24 protein-coding genes are annotated in these 25,467 nt (G+C 73.0%); 12 read left to right on the plus strand and 12 right to left on the minus strand.

Annotated features, from left to right (window positions below; translation table 11 throughout):
* Positions 1-50: 50 nt before the first annotated feature.
* The 3 genes from ACFWJX_RS17980 to ACFWJX_RS17990 form a co-directional block, all read right to left on the minus strand.
* Positions 51-2,066, minus strand: a complete 2,016-nt coding sequence (locus ACFWJX_RS17980; RefSeq protein WP_383243590.1) for an FAD-dependent oxidoreductase — start codon at positions 2,064-2,066, stop codon at positions 51-53.
* A gap of 131 nt (positions 2,067-2,197) precedes the next feature.
* Positions 2,198-2,566, minus strand: coding sequence for a hypothetical protein (locus ACFWJX_RS17985; RefSeq protein ID WP_383243592.1), 369 nt, complete (start codon positions 2,564-2,566; stop codon positions 2,198-2,200).
* A 125-nt stretch (positions 2,567-2,691) separates the two neighbouring features.
* Positions 2,692-3,573: a hypothetical protein gene (locus tag ACFWJX_RS17990; RefSeq protein ID WP_383243595.1), complete on the minus strand. Its 882-nt coding sequence runs from the start codon at positions 3,571-3,573 to the stop codon at positions 2,692-2,694.
* A gap of 239 nt (positions 3,574-3,812) precedes the next feature.
* On the opposite strand from ACFWJX_RS17990, the gene ACFWJX_RS17995 reads away from it, so the two are divergent.
* Complete coding sequence (locus tag ACFWJX_RS17995) at positions 3,813-5,876, plus strand: SpoIIE family protein phosphatase (RefSeq protein WP_383243598.1); 2,064 nt, start codon at positions 3,813-3,815, stop codon at positions 5,874-5,876.
* Between the two features lie 60 nt (positions 5,877-5,936).
* Here ACFWJX_RS17995 and ACFWJX_RS18000 read toward each other — a convergent pair whose 3' ends face one another.
* Positions 5,937-6,752, minus strand: a complete 816-nt coding sequence (locus ACFWJX_RS18000) for a putative protein N(5)-glutamine methyltransferase (RefSeq protein WP_383243601.1) — start codon at positions 6,750-6,752, stop codon at positions 5,937-5,939.
* A gap of 268 nt (positions 6,753-7,020) precedes the next feature.
* Between ACFWJX_RS18000 and ACFWJX_RS18005 the strand changes: the two genes are divergently transcribed.
* Positions 7,021-7,464 carry a MarR family winged helix-turn-helix transcriptional regulator gene (locus ACFWJX_RS18005; protein WP_383243604.1) on the plus strand — a complete coding sequence of 148 codons (444 nt, stop codon included), beginning with the start codon at positions 7,021-7,023 and terminating at the stop codon, positions 7,462-7,464.
* A 33-nt stretch (positions 7,465-7,497) separates the two neighbouring features.
* Here the strand turns inward: ACFWJX_RS18005 and ACFWJX_RS18010 are convergent, their stop codons facing one another.
* The gene (locus tag ACFWJX_RS18010; RefSeq protein ID WP_383243607.1) at positions 7,498-8,211 is read right to left on the minus strand and encodes a GNAT family N-acetyltransferase; all 714 of its coding nucleotides are present in this window, start codon (positions 8,209-8,211) and stop codon (positions 7,498-7,500) included.
* Complete coding sequence (locus ACFWJX_RS18015; RefSeq protein ID WP_383243609.1) at positions 8,208-9,140, minus strand: NADP-dependent oxidoreductase; 933 nt, start codon at positions 9,138-9,140, stop codon at positions 8,208-8,210. The genes ACFWJX_RS18010 and ACFWJX_RS18015 overlap by 4 nt, the downstream gene beginning before the upstream one ends.
* Before the next feature lie 200 nt (positions 9,141-9,340).
* Between ACFWJX_RS18015 and ACFWJX_RS18020 the strand changes: the two genes are divergently transcribed.
* The 6 genes from ACFWJX_RS18020 to ACFWJX_RS18045 all read left to right on the plus strand — a co-directional run bounded on the left by ACFWJX_RS18020 (position 9,341) and on the right by ACFWJX_RS18045 (position 14,633).
* Positions 9,341-9,946: a sulfite oxidase-like oxidoreductase gene (locus tag ACFWJX_RS18020; RefSeq protein ID WP_383243612.1), complete on the plus strand. Its 606-nt coding sequence runs from the start codon at positions 9,341-9,343 to the stop codon at positions 9,944-9,946.
* On the plus strand, positions 9,939-10,694 hold the full coding sequence (locus tag ACFWJX_RS18025; protein WP_383243615.1) for a ferredoxin reductase: 756 nt from the start codon (positions 9,939-9,941) through the stop codon (positions 10,692-10,694). The genes ACFWJX_RS18020 and ACFWJX_RS18025 overlap by 8 nt, the downstream gene beginning before the upstream one ends.
* Positions 10,695-10,850: 156 nt before the next feature.
* Complete coding sequence (locus tag ACFWJX_RS18030) at positions 10,851-11,435, plus strand: hypothetical protein (protein ID WP_383243617.1); 585 nt, start codon at positions 10,851-10,853, stop codon at positions 11,433-11,435.
* A 110-nt stretch (positions 11,436-11,545) separates the two neighbouring features.
* Positions 11,546-12,514, plus strand: coding sequence for an acetylxylan esterase (locus ACFWJX_RS18035; protein WP_383243620.1), 969 nt, complete (start codon positions 11,546-11,548; stop codon positions 12,512-12,514).
* A 100-nt stretch (positions 12,515-12,614) separates the two neighbouring features.
* On the plus strand, positions 12,615-13,781 hold the full coding sequence (locus ACFWJX_RS18040; RefSeq protein ID WP_383243623.1) for a serine hydrolase domain-containing protein: 1,167 nt from the start codon (positions 12,615-12,617) through the stop codon (positions 13,779-13,781).
* A 123-nt stretch (positions 13,782-13,904) separates the two neighbouring features.
* Positions 13,905-14,633 (plus strand): GntR family transcriptional regulator, encoded by a 729-nt coding sequence (locus tag ACFWJX_RS18045; RefSeq protein ID WP_383243626.1) that lies wholly within the window; start codon positions 13,905-13,907, stop codon positions 14,631-14,633.
* A 21-nt stretch (positions 14,634-14,654) separates the two neighbouring features.
* Here ACFWJX_RS18045 and ACFWJX_RS18050 read toward each other — a convergent pair whose 3' ends face one another.
* Together ACFWJX_RS18050 and ACFWJX_RS18055 are read right to left on the minus strand one after the other, a co-directional pair.
* On the minus strand, positions 14,655-15,380 hold the full coding sequence (locus tag ACFWJX_RS18050; protein WP_383243629.1) for a class I SAM-dependent methyltransferase: 726 nt from the start codon (positions 15,378-15,380) through the stop codon (positions 14,655-14,657).
* Positions 15,381-15,385: 5 nt separating this feature from the next.
* Positions 15,386-15,955: a PadR family transcriptional regulator gene (locus tag ACFWJX_RS18055; RefSeq protein WP_383243632.1), complete on the minus strand. Its 570-nt coding sequence runs from the start codon at positions 15,953-15,955 to the stop codon at positions 15,386-15,388.
* 70 nt (positions 15,956-16,025) lie between these two features.
* On the opposite strand from ACFWJX_RS18055, the gene ACFWJX_RS18060 reads away from it, so the two are divergent.
* Positions 16,026-16,424, plus strand: coding sequence for a nuclear transport factor 2 family protein (locus ACFWJX_RS18060; RefSeq protein WP_383243634.1), 399 nt, complete (start codon positions 16,026-16,028; stop codon positions 16,422-16,424).
* A 65-nt stretch (positions 16,425-16,489) separates the two neighbouring features.
* Here ACFWJX_RS18060 and ACFWJX_RS18065 read toward each other — a convergent pair whose 3' ends face one another.
* Positions 16,490-17,386, minus strand: coding sequence for a hypothetical protein (locus tag ACFWJX_RS18065; RefSeq protein WP_383243637.1), 897 nt, complete (start codon positions 17,384-17,386; stop codon positions 16,490-16,492).
* A gap of 449 nt (positions 17,387-17,835) precedes the next feature.
* On the opposite strand from ACFWJX_RS18065, the gene rho reads away from it, so the two are divergent.
* The 3 genes from rho (at position 17,836) to ACFWJX_RS18080 (ending at position 21,357) form a co-directional block, all read left to right on the plus strand.
* On the plus strand, positions 17,836-18,981 hold the full coding sequence (gene rho, locus ACFWJX_RS18070) for a transcription termination factor Rho (RefSeq protein WP_383243640.1): 1,146 nt from the start codon (positions 17,836-17,838) through the stop codon (positions 18,979-18,981).
* A gap of 110 nt (positions 18,982-19,091) precedes the next feature.
* On the plus strand, positions 19,092-20,288 hold the full coding sequence (locus tag ACFWJX_RS18075) for a D-alanyl-D-alanine carboxypeptidase family protein (protein ID WP_383243642.1): 1,197 nt from the start codon (positions 19,092-19,094) through the stop codon (positions 20,286-20,288).
* Positions 20,289-20,931: 643 nt separating this feature from the next.
* Positions 20,932-21,357 (plus strand): DUF6234 family protein, encoded by a 426-nt coding sequence (locus tag ACFWJX_RS18080; RefSeq protein ID WP_383243645.1) that lies wholly within the window; start codon positions 20,932-20,934, stop codon positions 21,355-21,357.
* A 22-nt stretch (positions 21,358-21,379) separates the two neighbouring features.
* On the opposite strand, the gene ACFWJX_RS18085 is transcribed toward ACFWJX_RS18080, so the two are convergent.
* From ACFWJX_RS18085 to ACFWJX_RS18095, 3 genes are all read right to left on the minus strand, one after another.
* Positions 21,380-22,318: a glutaminase gene (locus ACFWJX_RS18085; RefSeq protein ID WP_383243648.1), complete on the minus strand. Its 939-nt coding sequence runs from the start codon at positions 22,316-22,318 to the stop codon at positions 21,380-21,382.
* 47 nt (positions 22,319-22,365) lie between these two features.
* Positions 22,366-23,778, minus strand: coding sequence for an aspartate ammonia-lyase (aspA, locus tag ACFWJX_RS18090; RefSeq protein ID WP_383243651.1), 1,413 nt, complete (start codon positions 23,776-23,778; stop codon positions 22,366-22,368).
* Between the two features lie 635 nt (positions 23,779-24,413).
* On the minus strand, positions 24,414-25,430 hold the full coding sequence (locus tag ACFWJX_RS18095; RefSeq protein WP_383244028.1) for an asparaginase: 1,017 nt from the start codon (positions 25,428-25,430) through the stop codon (positions 24,414-24,416).
* Between the last annotated feature and the right edge of the window lie 37 nt (positions 25,431-25,467).

The following is a 25,467-nucleotide window of genomic DNA, read 5'->3' on the forward strand; positions in this document are numbered from 1 at the left end:
GTCGGCCGCCAGGGCTCCGCCCCTGCCCCCCCTCACCCGAACGACAGGGCCTAGAGGGCCGCCGCCAGCTCCGTGCCCTGCTTGATGGCCCGCTTGGCGTCCAGTTCGGCGGCCACGTCGGCACCGCCGATGAGATGCGCGCTCACGCCGGCGGCGACCAGCTCGTCGTACAGGTCCCGGCGCGGGTCCTGGCCGGTGCACAGCACGATGGTGTCGACCTCCAGGACCGTGCTCCGCTCGCCGACGGTGACATGCAGTCCCGCGTCGTCGATGCGGTCGTAGCGCACGCCCGGGACCATGCGCACGCCGCGGTGCTTGAGTTCCGTGCGGTGGATCCAGCCGGTGGTCCTGCCGAGTCCGGCGCCGACCTTGCCGGTCTTGCGCTGGAGCAGGTGGACGCTGCGCGGCGGGGCGGTCCGCTCGGGCTCGGCGAGGCCGCCGGCCGCCTGGTAGTCCATGTCGACGCCCCACTGCCGGAAGTACGTCGCCGGGTCCTCGCTCGCCTTGTCGCCGCCGTCGGTGAGGAACTCGGCGACGTCGAAGCCGATGCCGCCCGCGCCGAGGATCGCGACACGGTCTCCGACGGGGGCGCCGTCGCGCAGGACGTCGAGGTAGCCGACGACACTCGGGTGGTCGACGCCGGGGATGTCGGGGGTGCGCGGGCTGACTCCGGTGGCGACGACGACCTCGTCGTAGGCCGCCAAGTCATCTGCCGCCGCCCGTGTGTTGAGACGTAGGTCCACGCCGTGGGCGTCGAGCTGGTGACGGAAGTAGCGCAGCGTCTCGTCGAACTCCTGCTTGCCGGGGACCTTGCGGGCCACGTTGAGCTGGCCGCCGATCTCCGCCGCGGCGTCGAACAGGGTGACGGCGTGGCCGCGTTCGGCCGCCGAGACCGCGCAGGCGAGTCCGGCGGGTCCGGCGCCGACGACCGCGACGCGCTTGCGCCGGCGGGTCGGGGTGAGCACCAGCTCGGTCTCGTGGCACGCGCGCGGGTTGACCAGGCAGGAGGTGATCCTGCCGCTGAAGGTGTGGTCGAGGCAGGCCTGGTTGCAGCCGATGCAGGTGTTGATGGCCTCCGGCGTGCCTGCCGCGGCCTTCCCGACGAAGTCGGGGTCGGCGAGCATCGGGCGGGCCATCGACACCATGTCCGCGCAGCCGTCGGCGAGCAACTGCTCGGCGAGTTCAGGGGTGTTGATGCGGTTGGTGGTCACGAGCGGGACCGAGACCTCGCCCATCAGCTTCTTGGTCACCCAGGTGTAGGCGCCGCGGGGCACGGAGGTGGCGATGGTGGGGATGCGGGCCTCGTGCCAGCCGATACCCGTGTTGATCAGGGTGGCGCCGGCCGCCTCGACGGCCTTGGCGAGGGTGACCACCTCGTCGAGCGTGGAGCCGCCGGGCACGAGGTCGAGCATCGACAGCCGGTAGATGACGATGAAGTCCTCGCCGACCGCCTCGCGCACCCGCCGCACGATCTCGACGGGGAAGCGCATCCGGTTCTCGTAGGAGCCGCCCCAGCGGTCGGTGCGGTGGTTGGTCCGGAGGGCGATGAACTCGTTGATGAGGTAGCCCTCGGAGCCCATGATCTCGACGCCGTCGTAGCCGGCCCGCCGGGCGAGGCGGGCGGCGCGGGCGTAGTCGTCGATGGTCCGCTCGACCTCGGCGTCGGTCAGTTCGCGGGGCACGTGCGGGCTGATCGGCGCCTGGAGCGCGCTCGGCGCGACCAGGTCCTCGTGGTAGGCGTAGCGGCCGAAGTGCAGGATCTGCATCGCGATCCGGCCGCCCTCGCGGTGCACTGCCCCGGTGATCGTCCGGTGTTCCTCGGCCTCCGCGTCCGTGGTGAGCTTCGCACCGCCCACGCCCGGTCGCCCCTCGTCGTTGGGGGCGATGCCGCCGGTGACGATCAGGCCCACTCCCCCGCGTGCGCGGGCGGCGTAGAACTCCGCCATGCGCGCGAAGCCGTCCTCGGCCTCTTCCAGGCCTACGTGCATCGAGCCCATGAGGACGCGGTTGGGCAGGGTGGTGAAGCCCAGGTCGAGCGGGCTCAGCAGGTGCGGGTATCGGCTCATCGGGGCCCTCCGTGCGCGGTGTCGTGCCCCTGTAGTTGTAGAGGACCGCGCACGGGTTATGCAACTAGTTGCACAATCGGCTCCACGTCGCCTTCGTCACGTCACCGCTCCCTCCCGGCGGCACCGGCCCGTCACCGGCTCTCGAGCAGCAGGTGCAGCTCCGTCTCCTGGTCGCCGGAGGCGGAGGAGAGGTCCTTCACCCGGAACATCGAGTCCAGCGTCGCGCGGAAGCGCTCGATCGCCCAGTAGCCGCCCTGGACGTCGGCCGTGACGGACGACGACAGCCGGGCCGGGCGGGCGCAGTCGTGCACGTCGCTGACCTCGAAGGTGCCGAGCCACACCATCGGGCGGGTCTCGTGAAGCTGTTCGGGCACGTCGTCGGCACAGCGGTCGGACTCGAAGCAGGCGCACAGCGTGTCGAACACGATCCGGGCGTCCTCCTTGCTGCAATCGCTGATCTCGAGGGTGACGGGCTCCGGATGCGGTCGCTCGCGGTCCATCGTGATCGCTCCTCTCGTGGCGGTGGCGCGATGTCGCGGGTTCCCCGCGAACCGCGCCACATCCCAAGAAAAGCATTACTTTCCCGGGCGGGCACCACCTGGCCGCCCCGCCCGGGAGACGGACGTCAGCGCGTGAAGCGGTACGTCTTGCTGTCCGTCAGCACGCAGAAGCCGGGTGAGACGACGATCACCCGCAAGGTGCCGGTGCGGCGGTCGTAGTCGATGCCCTCCGTCTCGAAGGAGCCCGAGCAGGAGCTGCGCAGCGGCAGCTGGCGCAGGGCGGTGACATGGCCGTTCACGTCACCGGAGCCGCCGGGCTCGGCCGACAGGTCGATCTGGAGCAGCGGCTTGGTCATGCCGAAGAGGGTGCCCGCCGGGTCGTCGGAGGAGCACAGCAGGGTGGTCGGGCCGGTGAAGTCGCAGCCCTGGACGTCGCGCACCGCGCGGTCGAGGCGGACGGTGGAGGCCTGCGGCAGGTTCGCCGAGGGCGAGGTGCTCGGGTTGACGCCGGGCGTCGGCAGGACGATCAGCCGGGTCATGGTGCCCCACTCGCCGGTGAGCATCCACTGGCCGCCCGGCGCGATGGCCACCCAGGAGTTGTTCAGGGCCTCGCCGGGGCTCAGCGCGTGCACGTACTCCGACCAGCCACCGCCCGGCGCCTGCACGCGGTACATCTTCGAGGTTCCCGAGTCCCGCTGGTAGGGCTCGACGTAGTAACCGTCGTAGGAGGCGTCCGGGTCGCCGACGTGGTTCCAGCCGCGGGTGCTCACGCCGAAGGGAATCGTCCCGATGCCCGTGTAGCGGTTGGCGCTGTTCGCCGGGACCTCGACCGAGGCCAGGCCCTGGCTCTCGGTCAGCGGGTCGGCGCGGTCGGAACCGACCTCGGTCCAGGTCTCGGCGGCCGCCGCGGGCGGGGCGGCGCACAGGGCCGCGGCGGTGGCCGTGGCAAGGGCGATCAGAGCGGTGCGCAGGATGTGACGGCGTCCGCGGGCAGGGCGCAGGGGCATGGGTCTCCTCCGACGGGGGTGGGGTGCGCTCGGCGGACAGTGTGGCCAACTCCGATGGTCATGTACAGACCAATCGAATGGACTGGTGTGGACCATGAGGAGAACGGCGCGCGCCGCCGTACTGGAGGAGCATGGGAACGGTGCCCCAGGCGTGGGATAAATCGGTTGAGCGCGGTAGAACTGGGGGAGTCGGCACGGGGGACGGCGTGCCGCGTCGACATGCGGAGGCGGTGCGTGGCATGAGTGCAGCCGGATCGACCTCGGCCGAGGCCGGCGGCCCGACAGGGCCCAGCGGCCTGCTGGACGTGCTCAACGTGGCCTCGGTCGTGCTGGACACCGGGGGCCGGATCGTCCTGTGGAGTCCGCAGGCCGAGGAACTGTTCGGCTACCCGGCCAGGGAGGCGCTGGGGCGGTACGCGGCGCATGTGATGGTCCACGAACGGCACGTCGAGCTGGTCGTGCAGTTGTTCTCCGACGTCATGGCGACCGGCCGCAGCTGGGAGGGCGCCTTCCCCATCCGGCGCAAGGACGGCAGCACCCGCCTCGTGGAGTTCCGCAACATGCGGCTCGTCGACGACCGGGGCGACGTCTACGCCCTCGGTCTCGCCGCCGACCGGTCCACGGTGCGCCGGCTGGAGCGGGACGTGGCCCTGTCGACGCGCATGGTCACCCAGTCCCCCATCGGCCTCGCCGTGCTCGACACGCGGCTGCGGTACGTGTCGGTCAACCCGGCGCTGGAGCGGATCAACGGCGTCCCCGCCGAGGAGCACCTGGGCCGCACGGTCCGCGAGGTGCTCCCGATGCTGGACACCGATGCCCTGGAGTCGGCGGTCCGCGAGGTGCTGCGGACCGGGGTGCCGCTCGTCGACAGGTTCGCGATGGGCCGTACGCCGGCCGACCCCGACCAGGACCATGCCTGGTCCGTCTCGCTGTACCGGCTGGAGGACACCCGTGACGCCGTGCTGGGCGTCGCGCTCTCCGTCGTCGACGTCACCGACCAGTACCGGGCGGGCATCGAGGCCGAGGCCGCGCGCCGCCGACTCGCCCTGATCGCCGACGCCTCCGCCCGCATCGGCACCACGCTCGACCTGGAACGCACGGCCGGCGAACTGGCCGACGTGGCCGTGCCGGAACTGGCCGACATCGCCGCCGTGGACCTGCTCGACGCGGTCGTGTCGGGCCGGCGCACCAGCCTCGGTCCCTCGGAGCCCGCCGTGATCCGCGCCCTGGCGGTCTGCGCCGCCGACGCGCCGGACGCCCTGAGGGCGGCCGATCCGCCCGGCCGCATCGCCCGCTACGCACCCGACCGGCTGGTCACCGAGTGCGTGCGCACCGGCCGGCCGGTCATGGTGGCGCAGGTCAAGGACGAGGACCTGGCGCGGATCGCCCGCTCTCCCGAGGCCGCCGGACTGCTGGCGCGGGCGGGCGTGCACTCCTATCTGGCGGTGCCGCTCATCGCGCGCGGCGAGGTGCTGGGCGCCCTCGACCTGAAACGGACCCGCAACCCGCTGCCGTTCGGCCGCGACGATCTGCTGCTCGCCCGCGAGCTGGCGGCCCGCGCGGCCGTGCAGATCGACAACGCCCGCTGGTACCAGAACGCCCGCAGCACCGCGCTCACCCTCCAGCGCAGCCTGCTGCCGAGCCACCCGCCGGTGACCGGCGGCCTGGAGGTGGCCTCGCGCTACCAGCCCGCGGGGGCGACCACGGAGGTGGGCGGCGACTGGTTCGACGTCATCCCGCTGGAGGACGGCAAGACCGCCCTCGTGGTCGGCGACGTCATGGGCAGCGGCATCGACGCCGCCGCCACGATGGGCCGCCTGCGCACCGCGACGACCACGCTGGCCTCCCTCGACCTCGATCCGGCGGTGCTCCTGGAGCACCTGGACCGGATCACCTCGGGCCTGGACCACTACATCGCGACCTGCGTGTACGCCGTCCACGACCCGCGCCTCGGGCGGTTCCGGATCGCCAACGCCGGACACCTGCCGCCCGCGCGCGTACGTCCCGGACACCCGCCGGAGCTGCTCGACCTGCCCACCGGGGCACCGCTCGGGGTGGGCGGGGTGGCCTTCTCCTCGACCGACGTCGACTTCGCCCCCGGCGACCAGCTCGTGCTGTACACCGACGGGCTGGTGGAGACGCGCAAGCACTCCCTCGACGAACGCCTGGACGCGCTGCTCGCGCTCCTCGACGATCCGGCGCGCCCGCTGGAGGAGCTGTGCGACCTGCTGCTGCGGGCGCTGCACCACCCCGACAACCACGACGACGTGGCCCTGCTGGTGGCGCGCGCCCAGACCCCGTGACTCCCGTGGGACCGCGGCGCCGCTCCCCGGGACCGAAGAGGCGGCGTCGCGGCCTGACCGCTACGCCTTGGTCCCGATCACCACATGGGCGTACAGCTCCTCGTCGACGGCCGGACGCGCCGTGAGGCCGCCCCGCCGGAACGCCTCGACGGCGTCCGCCGCCTGGCGTTCGCTCGTCTCGACGAGCACGCAGCCGCCGGGCGCCAGCCAGCCGGCCGCCGCACCGGCGACCCGGCGCAGGATGTCCAGGCCGTCGGCTCCGCCGTCGAGGGCGGTGAGGGGCTCGTGCTCGCGGGCCTCCGCGGGCAGCAGGGGGACCTCGCCGGTGGGGACGTACGGCACGTTCGCCGCCAGGATGTCGATACGGCCGCGCAGTTCACCGGGGAGCGCGCCGAACAGGTCCCCGGCGTGGACGTGCCCGCCTAGGGCGGCGACATTGCGGCGGGCGCACCGCACGGCGGCCGGGTCGATGTCGGCGGCGTGCAGTTCGACCCCGCCGAGCGCCGAGGCGAGGGCGGCGCCGACCGCGCCCGAGCCGCAGCACAGGTCCACCACGACGGACGCGTGCGGAGCCTCCGCCAGGGCCTGGCCGACCAGGAACTCGGTGCGGCGGCGGGGCACGAAAACGCCCGGTTCGACGACGACGCGGCGGCCGAGGAACTCGGCCCAGCCGACGACGAGTTCGAGGGGCAGACCGGCCGCACGGCGCTCCACCATGGCGGTCAGTTCGTCCGGTGTGCGGGCGGTGGCGAGGATCAGCTCCGCCTCGTCCTCGGCGAAGACACATCCGGCGGCGCGCAGCGCCACGACGACGGCATCACGGGAGGGGTACGACGAGGGGGACGAGGGAGCGGAAGGAGAAGAAAGAGGGGGCATGGAAGCCGAGAGCCTTTCGGAAGCCGAAGGGCGCTCTCGCGGTCGCCTACCGGCGGTCCGCGCCGTCCTGGGGAGAGAGCACCCGACCTGACACTGCGGTGATCGGTCCCACCTCCTCGGTCGCTCAGGGCCGGGGTCGTCCGCGGCCGTCGGCCACCTTATCCCAACTGCCGCAGGCCGGACCCCCGGTCACGGCCCGCCCCTGCGCACCCCCGCGTCAAGTTGTACTGTGCAACGAGGCGGGTGAGGAAGCGGTGAGGGAGACCAGGTGGACGCACGCGAGGCGGTGGAGGCCATCCAGCGCGAGATGACGGCCTTCGCCCGGCGCGCCCGTGCCTCGGCCGGCCGGCTGCATCCCGAGCTGTCCCTGGTGTCGTACACGCTGCTCGGTCATCTGGAGGACAGCGGCGGCTGCCGGGCCACCGACCTGGCCGCGCACTACGCCCTCGACAAGTCCACCGTCAGCCGCCAGGTCACCGCGCTGGAGCGGTCCGGCCTGATCGAGCGTCGTCAGGACCCCACCGACCACCGCGTCCAGGTCCTGCACCTCACCGACGCCGGCCGCAGCATCCTCGCCCAGGTCACCGAGAGCCGCCGCGCGGCCTTCCGCGAGCGGCTCGCCGAGTGGCCGGAGCGGGATCTGGAGCGGTTCGCGGAGTATCTGGTGCGGTACAACGCGTGGGGCGGGAGCGGGGCGCCGGACGCGGGCTGAGCCCCGGCCCCGACCCCGCTCCCCCCGGCGCGGCTAGGCCACCGGCACCGCGTCCCGCTCGGGGGCCCGTGCCGCCAGGAAGGCCGTCCTGCGGCGCAGGCGGAAGCCCAGGGACTCGTAGAGGCGGACGGCACCGGTGTTGGCGGCGCTGGTGTGCAGGAAGGGGGTCTCGCCGCGTTCCCGGATGCCGTGGGCGACGGCCAGGATCAGCCTGGTGGCGAGGCCCTGGCCGCGGACGGAGGGGTCGGTGCAGACGGCGCTGATCTCCGTCCAGCCCGGTGGGTGCAGGCGCTCGCCCGCCATGGCGACGAGGGCGCCGTCGCGGCGGATGCCGAGATAGGTGCCGAGTTCGACGGTGCGGCGTTCGAAGGGGCCGGGCTGGGTGCGGGCGACCAGGGCGAGCATCTCGGGGACGTCGGCGGGGCCGAGACGGACCGCTTCCGCGTCCGGCGCGGCGGCCAGCCCGTCGTCGACGAACTGCACGCCCTCGATGTGCTGGGTGATCTCCCAGCCCGCCGGCACCTCCCCGCGGAACCCGGGCAGCGGAACCTCCCCGTCGGGGCCGGCGAGCGCGGCGAGGTCCGCCCAGTCGTCGGCGTCCGGGTCGTCGGGTAGGGCCAGCCAGGGCGACACGTCGACGGGGTAGCGCAGGACCCTTCCGCGGCGCTCGGCGAAGCGGGCGTGCGGGCCGGTGAGGGAGGCGAGGGCGGGGTTGTCCAGGACGTGCCGGGACTCGTTCCGGCTCATATCGCCGTTCCGATCTCGATGACGACCTTGCCGCGGGCGTGGCCGTCCTCGACCTCGCGCAGGGCCCGGTCCGCCTGCTCCAGCGGGTAGGTCCGGGTCACGTGCGGGTCCAGTTCGCCGCGGACGACGAGGTCGGCGACCGCCCGGAGGACCTCCGCGTTGCGGGCGCGGGCCACGCGGGCGCCGCCCAGCCGCTGCACCTCCTCGGGCGGGGCCCCGGCGGTGATCAGCTTCGCCCGGTCCTCCGACAGGGCGGCGGCCTCGTGCAGTACCTCACCGCCCACGAGGTCGTAGACGCCGTCGACGCCGTCCGGGGCCGCGAGGCGGGCCCGCTCGGCCCAGCCCGGCCCGGACGCGACGTGCACGGCGCCCAGCGACTCCAGGAGTTCCTTCTTGCCCTCGCTCGCCACGCCGACGACGCGCAGTCCGAGCGCGCGGGCGATCTGTACGACGGCCACGCCGACGCCTCCGCCCGCGCCGGTGACCAGCAGCGTCGCCCCGGAGGGCAGGCCGAGCTGGTGGACGCCGTCGTAGGCGGTCGCGGCGGCGACCGGCAGGGTCGCGGCGTCGGTGAAGGACAGGGCGGCGGGCTTGTGCGCGGTGAGCCCGGTCGCGAGCAGCGCGTACTCGGCGTAGCCGCCCGCGACGGCGTTGCCGAACACCTCGTCGCCGGGTGCGAAGCCGGTGACGTCCGCGCCGGTCTCCACGACGACACCCGCGACCTCGTTCCCCAGGACGGCGGGGAAGACCCGCTCACCGCTCTCGCCGGGGCGCCGGTAGCCCGTGCGCTGCTTCCAGTCGACGGGGTTCACCCCCGCCGCGCGCACCGCGACGAGCACCTGGCCGGGGCCCGGACGGGGCCGGTCCACGTCGAGAAGCGCCTCGGTCTCCGGGCCGCCGTACCGCGTGAAGACGTACGCCTTCGGCATTGCTCCCACTCTCCTTCGCTGCCGCCGGACCACTGGGTCCGGAACGACACGTGCAAGGGGGATCGGGGGACGGCTATTCCCGAGGCGCCGCGGTGTTCATACACGCTTCACGATCGGCGGCCGGACGGGGTCCGGAGCACGGCTGACTTGCCCGTACGGTTGAATGCGTAAGCAACCGTCGCCCTCACGCTGGATCCCCCATGAACGTCACCCGAGGCTTCACCGGACGCCCGCGCGTCGACAACCCGGGCCTGCCCCCGGGCCAGTACGACGCGGGCGACGACTGGCCCGTACTGTCCGCCGAGGTCACGCCCGACCTCGCGCCCGCCGACTGGAGCTTCCGGATCGACGGGCTGGTCGACGCGCCCCGCACCTGGACGTGGGAGCAGACGCACGCGCTGCCCGCCTCCCGGTACGAGGGCGACATCCACTGCGTCACCAGCTGGTCGAAGTTCGGGGTGCGGTTCGGGGGCGTGTCGCTGGACGCGTTCCTGGCGGCGGTCCGGCCGCAGGCGTCCGCGACCCACGCCGTCGCGTACTCGCACACCGGGTACACCACCAACTTGCCGCTCGCCGACCTCACCGGCGGGCGGGCGTGGATCGCCTTCGAGTACGACGGTGAGCCCCTCTCCCCCGAGCACGGTGGCCCGGCGCGGCTCCTGGTGCCGCACCTGTACTTCTGGAAGAGCGCCAAGTGGGTCTCCGGTCTGCGGCTCCTGGACCACGACGAGCCGGGTTTCTGGGAGCAGAACGGCTACCACGCGCGGGGCAACCCCTGGGAGGAGCAGAGGTACTCCGGTGACTGAGACCTTCGCTCCCCCGACCCGGTTCGCGGTGCCCGGCCGCATCGCCGTCAGCAACCGGGCGGCGTCGGTGTGGCAGACGGCCACCATCACCGAGATCCGCCGCGAGACGCCGTACGCGGCGACCTTCCGTCTCGCGGTGCCCGCCTGGGAGGGGCATCTGCCGGGGCAGCACCTGATGCTGCGGCTCCGGGCCGCGGACGGGTATCTCGCCCAGCGGCACTACTCGATCGCGTCGGCGCCCGACGACTCGGGGCACATCGAGCTGACCCTGGACCATGTCGACGGCGGCGAGGTGTCCGGCTGGTTCCACACCGTGGCGGGGCCCGGGGACGAGGTCGAGGTCCGTGGCCCGCTGAGCGGCTTCTTCGCCTGGCCCGGCGACCGCCCGGCGCTGCTGATCGGCGCCGGCTCCGGGGTCGTACCGCTGATGTCGATGGTGCGCCACCACCGGGCCGGGCGCCTCGCGGTCCCGCTGCGGCTGCTGGTGTCCGCGCGCGGCCCCGAGGAGCTGATCTACGCGCGGGAGTACGGCGCGGAGACGACGCCCGTGTTCACGCGGAGCGCGCCGGTGGGCACCCCCGTGGGCCGGCTCACGGCCGCCCATCTGGCGCCGGTGCTCGCGGAACGGCCGGAGGGCGGCTGGGAGGCGTACGTGTGCGGGTCCAACGGGTTCGCCGAGCACGCGTCGCGGCTGCTGGTGGAGGCGGGGCAGCCGGTGGACCGGATCCGGATCGAACGGTTCGGCTGACGCCCCGCTGCGGCCGGCGCCCGCCCGCCGACCCCGCTGTCGACATTTCCGGCCACCGCTGACATGTCGGGCTCGCCCGAAAGATGAAACGATTGCCTCCGTACGGGGTATCCGCTCCTTGTGGGCACTCGTCCGCGTGACGGCGAGGAGGTCGACATGCGAACCGGGCTGCACGGCTGGCGTTGGCGGCACAACCCCCTGCGCCGCCGGTCGGACGTCGTGGAGGCGTGGACGGTGCTGGTGGTGGCGGTCCTCGTCCTGATCGGCGCACCGCTGGCGGGGTCGCTCGCCGGCCGGTGGGCCCATGCGGACGCCCTGGCCGTGGCGGCCGAGCAGCGGGCCGAGCGGCACCAGGTGCGGGCCGAGGTGGTGGGCCGGCCGCCCGACACGCTGCCGACGGCGGAAGGCGCCCGGGAACACCGCTACCGGGTCGCCGTGCGCTGGACGGAGCCCGGCGAGGCCCCGCGCAGGGCCACCGCGCTCGTGCCCGCCGGCACCCACCGGGGAGACATGGTCGACGTGTGGTTCGACGCGCGGGGCCGGAGCGTCCCGCCGCCGCCCGACGGCACCGCGGTGTGGCAGCACACGCTGACGCTCGGCGTGGCCACGGCGGGCGGCACGGCGGCCGCGGTGCTGCTCGGGCACGCGGTCCTGCGCCGGGTGACCCTGCGGCACCGGCTGGCGGAGTGGGACCGGGAGTGGGCGCGGACCGGGCCGGAGTGGACCCGGCGCAGCGCGTGAGAACGGCGGCCGGGACCGCATCGTGCCTGGTCCCGGGGTCTGGTAAGCGCTCCCACCGCCCACGTACGGTGTGATCATCCGTACGGCCACTCATCACAAGGCGGTTGCTCATGGCCCTGTTCGACCTGTCCCTGGAGGAACTCCACGAGTACCGCAGTGGATCCGCCGAGCCGGAGGATTTCGACGCGTTCTGGTCCAAGACCCTTCAGGAGGCCCGCGAGCACGACCTGGACGCCCGCTTCGAGCCGGTCGACACGGGGCTGGAGACCGTGCGGGTGTTCGACGTGACGTTCGCCGGGTACGGCGGCCATCCGGTCAAGGCCTGGCTGACCCTTCCGGCGGCGGCGACGGAACCGGTGCCGCTGGTCGTGGAGTTCGTCGGCTACGGCGGGGGCCGCGGGCTGCCGCACGAGCACCTGCTGTGGGCGTCCACGGGCCGCGCGCACTTCGTCATGGACACCCGCGGCCAGGGCAGCGCCTGGGGCGGCGGTGGCGGTACCGCTGATCCGGTGGGCGCCGGACCCGCGTTCCCCGGTTTCATGACCCGGGGCATCGACGCCCCCGAGAACTACTACTACCGCCGGGTGTTCACGGACGCGGTGCGTGCCGTCGAGGCGGCCCGTTCGCACCCGTTGACGGACGCGGCGCGGACGGTGGCGCTCGGCGCGAGCCAGGGCGGCGGCATCACGATCGCCGTGGGCGGCCTGGTGCCGGACCTGGTGGCGGTCGCGCCGGACGTGCCGTTCCTGTGCGACTTCCCGCGCGCGGCGACACTGACGGACCGCCACCCCTACCGGGAGATCGGCCTGTTCCTCAAGACGCACCGCGGCCGCACGCAGGACGCGCTCCGCACCCTGTCCTACTTCGACGGTGTGCACTTCGCTTCCCGCGGCTCGGCGCCCGCCCTGTTCTCGGTGGCCCTGGAGGACCAGACGTGTCCGCCGTCGACGGTGTTCGCCGCCTTCAACGCGTGGGCGCACGACGACCGGAAGATCGAGGTGTACGACTTCAACGACCACGAGGGCGGCGGCCCGTACCACGAGGCGGCAAAGGTGCGCTGGGTGCGGTCGTACGCGTGACGTCCTGATCACATCTTCCCCCTGATCCGACCAGTCGGTATGTTCGGGGTGCCCGGACCGCAGGGTCGCGGTCCGGGTCCCGGCGGATCACGGAGGACCCATGTCCGAGCACGTGCCAGAGGTTCACGGCCACTGCGACGAGCGTTTCGCGGCGGTGCGCGCCACGTTCGAGGAGAACTTCCGGGAGCGGGGGGAACTGGGTGCGGCGGTGACCGTCACGGTCGACGGCGTGACCGTGGCCGACCTGTGGGGCGGCTGGGCCGACGCGGCCCGCACACGCGCGTGGGAGCGGGACACACTGGTCAACGTGTGGTCGACGTCCAAAGGGCCGACCGCGCTGTGCGCGCACATCCTGGCCGACCGGGGCCTGCTCGACCTCGACGCCCCGGTGGCGGCGTACTGGCCCGAGTTCGCCGCGGCGGGCAAGGAGGACGTCCTCGTCCGGCATCTGCTGTCGCACCGCGCCGGACTGGCCGGTCTGCGCGAGCCGCACACGCTGGAGCAGCTCTACGACTGGGAGCTGACCACCGCCCGCCTCGCGGCGACGGAGCCCTGGTGGGAGCCGGGCACCCGATCCGGCTATCACGCGTTGACCTACGGCTTCCTGGTCGGCGAGGTCGTGCGGCGTGTCTCGGGGCTGCTGCCGGGCGCCTTCCTGGAGCGCGAGGTGACGGGGCCGCTGGGGATCGACTTCACCATCGGACTGCCGGAGAAGGAGGCCGGGCGGGCGGCTGAGCTGGTGCATCCGCCGGCCGTGTCGAGCAGTGAACAGGCCGCAGTCCTCGCCCAGTTGGCACCCGTGGCCCTCGCCGCTGTGACCAATCCCCTGGCGGGCGCACGCGAGGCGAACACGCCCGCCTGGCGGGCCGCGGAGATCCCGGCCGCCAACGGCCACGGCACGGCACGGGCGGTCGCCGCCCTGTACGGCGCCCTCGCGGGCCACGGTTCCGTCGGCGGCCGGCGCGTCCTGTCCCCGGAGGCGGCCGAGCGGGTCCGTGAGGGGCAGGGCAGCTGCCGGGACCTGGTGCTGGGCCCCGGCTTCCCGCACGACACGGAGATCGGGCTCGGCCTGTGGCTGAGCGGCCCGAACGGCTCCTACGGGCCCAACCCGCGGGCTTTCGGACACGACGGTTTCGGCGGCTCGTGCGGTCTCGCCGACCCGGAGGCCGGGCTGTCGCTGGGGTACGTGATGAACCGCATGGGGCCTCATATCGCGGACGATCCGCGGAAGATGGCGCTGGTGAAGGCCGTGTACAGCGCTCTGTGACGGGGTGGTGGGCGGTCCGGTTTCAGCCGTTCGGCCCGCCCACCCTTCCCTAGTGGTTTAGACCAATGCTAGATCTGGTGGTGCACAAGCCCGCACGGCACGTCACCCCAGGAGGCGCGCGGCATGGCCCGCACCATCCCCCTTGATCAACCCCTCTACTGGCGGATAGCGAAGGAGTTGCTCGGCGAGTTGCGCGACGGCACCATCCCGCCCGGTGAACGACTGCCCGCCGAACGACAGTTGGCCCAGCACTTCGGGGTCAGCCGGGTGACCGTCCGGCAGGCGCTGGAGGTGCTGCGCCGTGACGGAGTGGTCGCCACCGACCGGCGCGGCAGCCACGCCGTCCTGCCGGGATCACCGGTCGCCGATCCGGCCTGGCTCGCCTTTCCCGTAGGCTCGCGGACCGGGGACGACGCCTGCGCGGTGGACCGCACCGCGCTGAGCTGGGAGCCGCCTCCGCCCGAGCACGCCACCGCCCTGGACCTCGCCCCGCACCGGCCGACGCTGGTCCACCGCTACGAGTCGACGGGCGCGGACGGACGCCCTCTGCGCACGGCCGTGACGTCCTTCTCCGCGGTGGCGCTGGCCGAGGTCGACGAACTCGCCCGCTACCGCGACCGCGCCGACACCGCCGGCTCCCCGCAGCTCCGGCGCGTCTACGACTGGATGCGCCGGGCCGGGCTCACCCTGCACCACCGGGACTCCATCACCCGCCCGGACGACGCCCCGTCGATGCGGGTGACCCGGCACGTGCACGACCAGTACGCGCGGCCTCTGGAGATCACCGATCTGGTGGTGGAGACCCGTCAGGAGGCGCTGGTCTACACGTTCACCCTGCCGGCGGCCGACTGACCCCGACCGCGTCCGACCGCCTCAGTCCGTCCGGCGCGCCTCGACCATCCGGACCCGTGGACTTCCGTCGCCCCGCGTCCCGAACTCGGGCAGGGCGTGCAGGTCCACCCGGAACCCGGCGCGCTCCAGCTCCCGGCGGACCTCGCCCAGCCGGAAGGCCCGGTAGTACATGACGAAGGGGGGACGCCACACGGCGTTGCGGACCCGCATGACCGCGTCGAAGCCGAGGAGCATCCAGAACGCGGGGGACGACGGCCGGGGCGGCGCGAGCACCGGGAACGCGAACCGGCCGCCGGGCCGCAGCGCCCCGTGAACCTGGGCGAAGAGACCGGGGAGTTCCTTCGGCAGGAAGTGCCCGAACGCGCCGAAGCTGACGACGAGGTCGAAGGCGTCCGTGAACGGCAGGGCGCGCGCGTCCGCCCGCACCCAGGACACCCGCGGCTCCGGCGGACGGGCCCGCCCGCGCGCGATGTCGAGCATTCCCTCGCTGAAGTCGACCCCGGTGACGCTGTTCCGGCAGAGCGTGGCCAACGCGTCGACGCCGGCGCCCGTGCCGCAGCACAGGTCGAGGCCGTCGTCGTAGGGGCCCGTCCGGCGCAGGGCCGACATGACCGCGTCGAGGACGGGGTCGGGGGTGCGGAAGGGCGTGTGGTCGAACTTCGGCGCGAGCAGGTCGTAGCCGCGCTCGACGGACGACAGGGCCTGGACGGCGAGTTCGCGCAGCGTGGGTCCTTCGGGGCTGAACATCGGCGTCAGCCTACGGCGGTACGCCGCCGGAGGTGCACCAGAACCCGCTCGCACCAGCGCAGGTTCTCCTCTTCGAAGGCGATGCCGGCCATCAGCGTCAGGTAGGGGCCGATCCGGTCGGCCTCCCGCAGGAACTCGTCCTCGGTGCGCCCGGCGAGGAGGCGTTCGCGCACCCTCAGGTACCGGTCGAGCTTGCCGCGCGCCCAGCTCATCCGCTCCTCGATCTGCGCGCGGGTCGTCGCGGGGTCGACACCGACGCCGTCCATCGCCTGGATCTTGATGAGGAGTTCGTCCCGGATGGCGGTGGGCCGGCGCGGCGGTGCGGCGGCGAAGGCGCCCAGATCCTCGCGGCCGGCCTCGGTGAGCGTGAACATCCGCTTGTCGGGCCGGCGTTCCTGCCGCACGACCCGTGCCTCGATCAGGCCGTCCTGCGCGAGGCGCTCCAGTTCGCGGTAGAGCTGCTGCGGGGTCGCGGGCCAGAAGTTCGCGAGGGAGACGTCGAAGACCTTGGACAGTTCGTAGCCCGAGGCCTCGCCTTCCAGGAGGGCGGCCAGGACGGCGTACTTGAGCGACATGTGGACACGGTAACAGCAAGTGATTATTGTCATCCGCACTTAGTCAACTAATTGAGTATGAGGTGATCGGATGCGCGCGTTCCGAGAGGCGGTCGAGGCCGGCGATCTCGACGCGGTGGAGGCCCTGCTCGCCGAGGACGTGGTGTTCACGAGCCCGGTCGTGTTCAAGCCCTACCCCGGCAAGGCGATCACCGCGGCGATCCTGCGCGCGGTGGCGGAGGTCTTCGAGGACTTCCGGTACGAGCAGGAACTCGCCGGTGCGGACGGCCGTGACCACGCGCTGGTGTTCACCGCGCGGGTCGGCGAGCGGGAGCTGAGCGGCTGCGACTTCATCCATGTCGGCGAGGACGGGCTCATCGACCGGCTGACGGTGATGGTGCGGCCCCTGTCCGGGGCACACGCGCTGGCCGAGGCGATGGGGGCGCGGTTCGAGCGGATCGCGAAGGAGGCCGAGGCGCGCGCCCGCTGAACACAACGGCGGCCGGCACGCGGGGCGGAAACCCCCGTGAGCCGGCCACCGTGCGTGCGCGGGCGTCAGTCCTTGAGCTGGTCCAGCGTGCTCTTCGAATCCGTCTTCATCCAGTCCTTGACGTCGTCGAGAGACGGCGGGTCCTTGTCGTCGTCATCGTAGGAGGACAGGTACGCGCTGTAGCTCATCGTGTACGTCGTCCAGCCGTCCCGCACGGCGAGCGTGGCGTAGAGGGAACCACTGCTGGAGCCGCTGGTGGTGTCCTCGCTGACCAGGTAGGCCTCGTCGCCGATGTCCTCGACGGTCTCCACGTCGTAACCGGGGTACCGCTCCTCGTAGTTCTTCCACATGGCCGTGAACTCCGGCCCGGGGTCGGACTTCCTGTGCAGGTCGATCTGCGTGGAGAGGTAGGCGTCGGCGTAGCTCGACCCGGTCTTCTTCAGGTTGATGCTGCAGTAACTCTCGTCGAGCGCCGGGTCCTTGAGGGCGTTGTGCGTCGGCGAGCCGTCGTTGTCCGGGTACTCCGTCTCGAAGGAGGAGTAGTCCGTGCTGGAGCAGAGGTTCGCCGGCGCCGTGTAGCCGCGCAGGTCCGCGTCGGCACCCTTCCCTCCGATCAGGAAGACGCCCGCCGCCCAGGCCGCGGAGGCGACGACCGCGCCCACGACCACCCACAGCACCGCCCGTCCGGCCCCGCCTCCGCCGCCGGACGGCGGCGGGGGAACCGACGGATACGGGCCCTGCCGGCCGTACGGATGACCAACCGCGGGCTGGCCCGGCTGGCCGACCAGGGTGGGAGTGGCGTAGAAGTTCTGCTGGCCCGGCACGGGCGCGGCGGGAGGCGGGTGACTCGCCGCCGACCCTGGGCCCGGCGACTGCGGATTCGGATACGGATACGCACTCGGCGGAGCCGGCGCCCCGGACGGCTGCTCGGGTTCCTGCGGAGGCTTGGGCGGCGTGGACATGACGTGAAGATAGTGCAGCCTAGGAGGTCAAGTCCCTTGTCGTCCCGGATCGTTATGGTCTGGGGACATCTGGCACCGACCCACGACACTCCGGTCCGGACCAGGGAAGGAACAACCCCGGAATAGCTGGACCCGGTCCCGTGTTGAGGGGGGTGGAAGCCCAGCATCCCTGGCCATCACGGCGAGGTGAGTGTTAGGCTCCCCCACAGCACCCGTGTACGCCCCCGTTTCGGGGCGCCGGTGCGGTTCTTCTCCCAGTTCGCTGTTGCGCCCGCCGATCCCGGTCGGTGCGCCGGCTCTTCCGCAGAAACCTCGTGAGCAGCGGTTCCCCGTGTCCGAGGTCCTGCTTCCCCACCGCCGGAGGCGCGTGTACACCGCCCCTCCCCCTCGCGGATTCACCCCCTTCCTTCACACGCCTCATGCCTTGTGTCCCGAAAGGACCGACCACCATGACCACCACACTCGAACACCCCCCTGTCCGGCAGCAGCAGCCCCAGGCCCAGCTCGTCACCGGTGTCCTCGACATCGACGGCAACGGGAAGGGGCACCTGCGCGCCGCCGACTGCCTGCCCGCCCCCGACGACGTCCAGGTCGCGCCCGCGCTGATCCGCCGGCTCGGCCTGCGCAAGGGCGACTTGGTCGAAGGGCTGCGCGACGGCCGACGCGCCCTGACCGACGTGGCGCGCGTCAACGGACGTACGCCGGACGCGCTGCGCGGACGCCGTCACTTCCGGGACCTGACGCCCCTCCACCCGCACGAGCGGCTCCGCCTCGAACACCCGGCGGCCGGGCTCGCCGGACGGGTCGTCGACCTGCTCGCGCCCGTAGGCAAGGGCCAGCGCGGGCTGATCGTGGCACCGCCCAAGACCGGCAAGACCGTCCTCATCCAGCAGCTCGCCGCCGCCGTCGCCGGGAACCACCCCGAGGCCCGGCTGATGGTGCTGCTGCTCGACGAGCGCCCCGAGGAGGTCACCGACATGCGGCGCTCGGTGCGCGGCGAGGTCTACGCCTCCACGTTCGACCAGGCCCCCAAGCAGCACATCGCACTCGCCGACCTGGTGATCGAACGGGCCAAGCGGCTCGTCGAGGCGGGCGAGGACGTCGTGATCCTGCTGGACTCCCTGACCCGGCTGTGCCGGGCCCACAACAACGCGGCCGCCGCCGGTGGCCGCACCCTCAGCGGCGGCGTCGACGCCGGCGCGCTCATCGGCCCCAAGCGGTTCTTCGGCGCCGCGCGGACCGCCGAGGAGGGCGGTTCGCTCACCATCCTCGCCAGCGCGCTGGTGGAGACCGGCTCCCGCGCCGACGACTTCTACTTCGAGGAGCTCAAGGGAACCGGCAACATGGAGCTGCGCCTCGACCGCGAACCGGCCTCGCGCCGCGTCTTCCCGGCCGTCGACATCAACACCTCCGGCACCCGCCGCGAGGAACTCCTCCTCTCCCCCCTCGAGTTGACCGCCGCCCGCGGTCTGCGCCGGGCCCTCCAGACCCGGGACGGCCAGGCCAACCTGGAAACCCTGCTGGAGCGGATGCGCGCGACGCCGGACAACGCGACGTTCATCCGCCGCATCCAGCCGACCCTCCCGGCCGCCTGATCCCCTCGCCTCCGGGGTGTCACCGGACCGCTGCGGCATCCGGGTGCACGCACCCCCCTGTGCGGCACGGGCAGCGCGGGGAAGGCCCGCCGCATTCCTACGTTGATCATATGACGATCGGATTCTCTTCTCGGGCCGCTGCGTCGGCCTGCGTGCTCTGTGCGGCAGGCGTCCTGGTCCTCGGGCCCGCGGCGTCCGCCGCTCCCGCCGGGGCGGACCCCGGTCCGGCCGGCGGGCCGCACGCGACGGCACCGCGGCCCGCCCTGCTGTACCGCTCCGGTACGCAGGTCCGGCCACGCCCCGGAGCACCCGGCGTTCCGGCCGTCTCCGCGCTGTCGTGGCTGGTGGCCGACGCCGGCACCGGCGAGGTGCTCGCCGCGTCGAACGCGCACCGCACACTGCCTCCCGCCAGCACCCTCAAGACCCTGTTCGCCCTCACGGTGCTGCCGGTCCTGCCCGGAGGCATCCGGCACCGGGTCTCCGAGACGGAGCTGACCGGGATCGGAGCCGGCAGCAGCCTCGTGGGAGTCGCCGAGGGACGGTCGTACCGGGTCTCCGACCTGTGGCACGGGGTGTTCCTCAGCTCCGGCAACGACGCCGTGCACGTACTGGCCGCGCTCAACGGCGGATGGCGCGCCACGGCCGCCCGCATGCAGGCCAAGGCCCGCTCGCTCGGCGCCCTGGACACCCGCGTGGTGTCCCCGGACGGGTACGACGCCCCCGGCCAGGTGTCCTCCGCGTACGACCTCGCGGTGTTCGGGCGGGCCGGGCTGCGCAACCCGGACTTCGCCCGGTACTGCGCCACCGCCGAGGCCCGCTTCCCAGGGCGCGACGGGGGGACGTACGGCATCGTCAACACCAACCGTCTGCTCAGCGGGACCAACGGGGTCGCGCGGTACCCGGGGCTGATCGGCATCAAGAACGGCTACACCAGCAACGCCGGCAACACCCTCGTGGCCGCCGCCCGGCGGGGCGACCGCACCCTCCTCGTGACGGTGCTCAATCCCCAGGCCGGCGGCGGCCTCGCCGTCTACGAGGAGGCGCGCGAACTGCTCGACTGGGGGTTCGGGGCCGCCGGGCGGGTCGACCCGGTGGGCTCGCTGGACGCGCTGCGGGCGCGGCCGAGGCCGGGTCCGGAGGCGACGCCCGTGGCCGCCGCCGCGGTCACCGCATCCGGCGCGGTCGCCGCGGACGACGACGGGCCCGGCTGGTCGGAGGCGGTCGTCGTCGCGGGCGCCGCCGTGCTCGGCGGTGTCTCCGTCGCCCTGGTGCTGCGACTCCTGGACCGCCGCCGCTCGGCACGTTGACCGACCGGCAGCCACAGCAGCAGGCCGAGGGTGATCCAGGTGTAGAGGCTGCCGCCGAGGAAGCCGTCGATGCCGGAGGCGTCGTCGAACCACAGCCACACCACGCTGGTGCACAGCACCGCGTACAGGGCGCCCGCGACGCGCGGGTGCCCGGCACGGACCAGCACGGCGAAGGACGGCAGCAGCCAGACCAGACGATGCACCCAGGTGATGGGGCTGACCAGGCAGGCCGTCAGGCCCGTGAGGGCGAAGGCCGCGGGCCGGTTCCCCGCGGCCACCGCCCGCCGGGACCGCCATGCCCAGCAGCACAGCACCAGCAGAACCAGCGCCGGCGTGAGGGGAGGACGGGGCGAGGAGCTGCCGGACGGGCAGCGCACCAGCCGTCTCACCGCCCAGCGCGAGACAGGCCGTGCCGGCCAGGCCCAGGACCTGACAGCGGCGGAGATCGACGGAAACAGCCATGGCCAACACTCCGTCAGGGTGTCGACGCCGGGTGGCCGGAAGGCGACGTGCCTCTCTCCGGGCGGCGGCCTGGGCGTGAAGGCGTGTGCGCGGTCGTGGTCGGTCGCGGTCGCGGTCGCGGGAAGCGGTGTTGAGTACGCGTGCTCAGGACGCGGCGCCTGGCGGTGGTCAGGCTGGGGTCATGACGACGGCACCGGCACCTCGCTCCCGCCCCCTGCACCCTGTGGCGGACATCCTCGTGGCGCTCGTCCTGCTCGCGCTGGACGCCGCGGCCGCGCTGGTCGGCGTCCTCTGGGGTCTGAGCGAGGCCGGGTTCGACGTGTTCGGCCCCGACGACAACTCGTCCGTCAGCTTCACGCCCGCCGGCGTGTGCCTCCTCGTCCTGGGCCTGCTCGTGCTGGGCACGGCGTTCCTCGCGAGCCGGGGGCAGGCGTACATCACCGCCTTCCTCCAGGGCGTCGCCGGGATCCTGCTGGTGCTCGGCGCGGCCTACGGGCTGCTCCGGCAGCACTCCGAGAACCACCCGCCCGCTCCTTCGCCGGGCTACAGCGGCCCTCAGTCGCAGTGCCGGTCGGGCGGCGACAACAGCGAGTGCCACGGGTCGTGAGCACGGCCGCCCGGAAAACCGCTCAGAACACCGACAGTCCGGTCAGTGTCGTGAACCGCTCCAGGGCCGCCACGCCCGTCACCGAGTTCCCGCGTTCGTCCAGGCCCGGACTCCACACGCACAGCGTGCAGCGGCCCGGTACGACCGCGATGATGCCGCCGCCCACGCCGCTCTTGCCGGGCAGGCCCACGCGATAGGCGAACTCACCGGCCGCGTCGTAGGTGCCGCAGGTCAGCATGACGGCGTTCACCTGCTTGGCCTGGCTGCGGCTGAGCAGGCGGCTGCCGTCGGCGCGGACGCCGTGCCGGGCGAGGAAGCCGGTGGCCAGGGCGAGGTCGGCGCAGGAGGCGGTGATCGAGCACTGGCGGAAGTACTGGTCGAGGAGGGCCGGCACCGGGTTGTCGATGTTGCCGTAGGACGCCATGAAATGGGCGAGGGCGGCGTTGCGGTCGCCGTGCGCGGACTCGGAGGCGGCCACGGCCAGGTCGTAGTCGAGCGCCGCGTTGCCGCTCTCGGCCCGCAGGAAGTCCCGCAGTTCGCCCGCCGCGTCTCCGCTACGGGTCTGGAGGCGGTCGGTGACGACGAGGGCGCCCGCGTTGATGAAGGGGTTGCGGGGGATGCCGTTCTCGTACTCCAGCTGGATCAGCGAGTTGAAGGGGTTGCCGGAGGGTTCGCGGCCGACGTGCTCCCAGAGTTCGTCGCCCTCGCGGGCCAGGTCCAGGGCGAGGGTGAAGACCTTGGTGATGGACTGCGTCGAGAACGGTTCGTGCCAGTCCCCCACCCCGTACACCGTGCCGTCCAGCTCGGCCACGGCCATGCCGAAGCTGCGGGCGTCGCGGGCGGCGAGCGCCGGGATGTAGTCGGCGGGCCGGCCGCGGCCGGGGGTGCGGGCCATCTCCTCGGCGATGCGCTCCAGGACCGGCTGGAAGGTGAGGGACGACGTCGTTGTCATGATCACCATTGTGCCTCCGGGCCGGTCGTGGCGCGTCGTCGCAGGTCGGGGACTGGTCAGGCGAGGGGCGAGCCGTTGCCCGCGACGACCTCGGGGCGCAGCAGGGCGGCGAGTCGCTCGGCAGGCAACAGGCCCTTCTCCAGGACCAGTTCGGCGACGCCGCGGCCGGTGACGAGCGCCTCCTTGGCGATGTCGGTGGCCGCCGTGTAGCCGATGTGCGGGTTGAGGGCGGTGACCAGGCCGATGGAGTTCTCCACGCCGGCGCGCAGCAGCTCGGTGTTGGCGGTGATGCCGATCACGCAGCGTTCGGCGAGGGTGAGGCAGGCGGCGCGCAGGTGGGTGATCGACTCCGACAGGGAGTGCAGGATGATCGGCTCGAAGGCGTTGAGCTGGAGCTGTCCGGCCTCGGCGGCCATGGTGATGGTGACGTCGTTGCCGATCACTTCGAAGGCGACCTGGTTGACGACCTCCGGGATCACCGGGTTGACCTTGCCCGGCATGATGGACGAACCGGCCTGAACGGGCGGCAGGTTGATCTCGCCGAGACCCGCGCGCGGCCCGGAGGACAGCAGGCGCAGGTCGTTGCAGCTCTTGGAGAGCTTCACCGCGATCCGCTTGAGCACGCCGGACATCTGGACGAACGCACCGCAGTCCTGGGTCGCCTCGACGAGGTTCGCGGCGGTGACGAGCGGCAGGCCGGTGATCGCGGCGAGGTGGCGTCGGGCCGACTCGGCGTAGCCGACGGGCGCGTTGAGGCCCGTGCCGATCGCCGTGGCGCCCAGGTTGATCTCATGGATCAACTCGACGGCCTCGGCAAGACGGCAGCGGTCCTCGTCAATCATGACGGCGAACGTGGAGAACTCCTGCCCGAGGGTCATCGGGACGGCGTCCTGGAGCTGGGTGCGGCCCATCTTCAGCACGTCGCGGAACTCGACGGCCTTGCGGGCGAAGGCGTCCTGAAGGACGGCCATGGCCTTGAGCAGCCCGTGCACCGCGAAGACGGTCGCGACCTTGACGGCGGTCGGGTAGACGTCGTTGGTCGACTGACCGAGATTGACGTCCTCGTTGGGGTGCAGGTACCGGTACTCGCCCTTCGCGTGGCCCAGCAACTCCAGGGCGCGGTTGGCGACGACCTCGTTGGCGTTCATGTTGGTCGAGGTGCCCGCGCCGCCCTGCACCACGTCCACCACGAACTGGTCGTGGAGCTTGCCCGCCCGGATCTCACGGCAGGCGGCGACGATCGCGGCGGCCTTCTCGGACGACAGCAGCCCCAGCTCCTCGTTGGCCAGGGCGGCGGCCTCCTTGACTGCGGCGAGGGCGTCGATGAGATGCGGGTAGGCGGAGATCGTGGTCCCGGTGATCGGGAAGTTCTCGGTGGCGCGCAGGGTGTGGATGCCCCAGTACGCGTCGACGGGGACGTCCCGGTCCCCGAGCAGATCGTGTTCGCTGCGGCTGACGACGACAGTCATGAGGGTGTTGCCTCTTTCTGAGGGCCGAGGGTGAGGGCGTGGTGGCGGGCGAAGGATGACCGGCTCGGCCGGCACGGGATGCCGACCGCCCGAGCCGGTCGGGTGCCGACCGTTGGGGTGAACGGGCCGGCGGTCTCCGGGAGGGCTCACCGGGCGGGCGCCCGGACAGAGGACTGTGGTGGACGGACGTCGGGCGGTCGCGGCCGGGCTGAGCCCCCGGCGGACGGAAGCGGTGGGCGGCCGCGACTGGGCCGGGGCCCGCGACATCCGCCGCGGCCGTCCGAGCCGGACCGCCTGCCCGGCCCCGGACGGAGCACCACCCGCAGACTCCCGCACACGGAGTCCGGCCATGACCGACGACGACACCTGACAGACGACCGCGCGAGCAGCGCGGGCCGACGGTCGCCGACCCGCTCGACAGGGGCACCGCCCTGGCCGCGGCTGACCAGCCGCGGCCGTCCGAGCCGGTCCGTGCGGGGATGACCGTCGTGCGGCCGCGCCGGGCCCGAGGGCCGGGCGGCCGGTCGGGCCCCGGTCCCGGGCGGGGGACCGCTCGCGGACTGGCGGGCACCGAGACCGGCGTATGGCCGGGCCGCGCCCCGCCTCCCCTGCACCCCGTGTCCCCCCACCACATGTCAGGCGCAGGCCGGCTCGGTGACCGGGTCCAGGGCGCGTACCGTGCGGATGCTGCCGACGGGTTCACCGCCGCCGAGGAGGGGTTCGCCCGCGAAGGGTGTAAGGAGGGCGGGGTCCACGCCGGCGCGGACGAGGGCAGCCGCGGTGACCGGGACTCGGGCGCGGTTCGCTCCGTCGGAGATCTTGACGGCGACGGCACGGCCGTCGGGGAGCGCGGCGACCTCGACGCCCTCGAAACCGTCCTTCGCGAGCAGTCCGGGGACGGCTCGCATGAGGGCGGCGACGTCCCGGCCGGAGCCGGAGGCCATCTCGGCGTGCTCGCGCATCGCGCCCGCCACCCGCGCCTCGGGGGTGCCGGGCACGGCGGTGGTGATGCGGGCGGCGGCACGCGCCAGACCGTTGAGGGAGACGGAGAACAGCGGCGCTCCGCACCCGTCGACGGTGACCCGGGCGATCCGCTGCCCGGTGAGGTCCTCGACGATCTCGGCGATCGCCTGCTGGAGCGGGTGCCCGGGGTCGAGGTAGCCGTCGAGGGACCAGCCGTTGAGCTTGCAGGTGTACAGCATCGCCGCGTGCTTGCCCGAGCAGTTCTGGGCGAGGCGGGAGGGCCGGCGGCCCTCCCGTATCCAGATGTCGCGGACGACCGGGTCGTACGGCAGGTCCGTGACGTTGCGCAGGTCGTCCTCGGTGACGCCGGCCAGCTCGAGGATCCGCCGGGTCCCTGCGAGGTGGCGCTCCTCGCCGGAGTGGCTGGCGGCGGCGAGTGAGAGCAGCTCGCCGTCGAGCGGGAGGCCGGCGCGCACCATGGCGACGGCCTGGACGGGCTTGAGCGCGGAGCGTGGGTAGAAGGCGACCTCGATGTCACCGAGCTGGAAGTCGACCTCGCCGTCCGTGCCGAGGACGACGACGGAGCCGTAGTGGATGCCCTCCGTGACCCCACCGCGGACGAGGTGGGCGACGGGGGCGTGGAGGGGTTCGCGGATCGCGGGGGCGTCGGCGAGCGAACTGCTGTACATCATTGCCTGGTCACTGGTGAGTGGGTGGGGGCCGGCG

The organism is Streptomyces sp. NPDC058335, assembly GCF_042723915.1.
GTDB lineage: Bacteria > Actinomycetota > Actinomycetes > Streptomycetales > Streptomycetaceae > Streptomyces.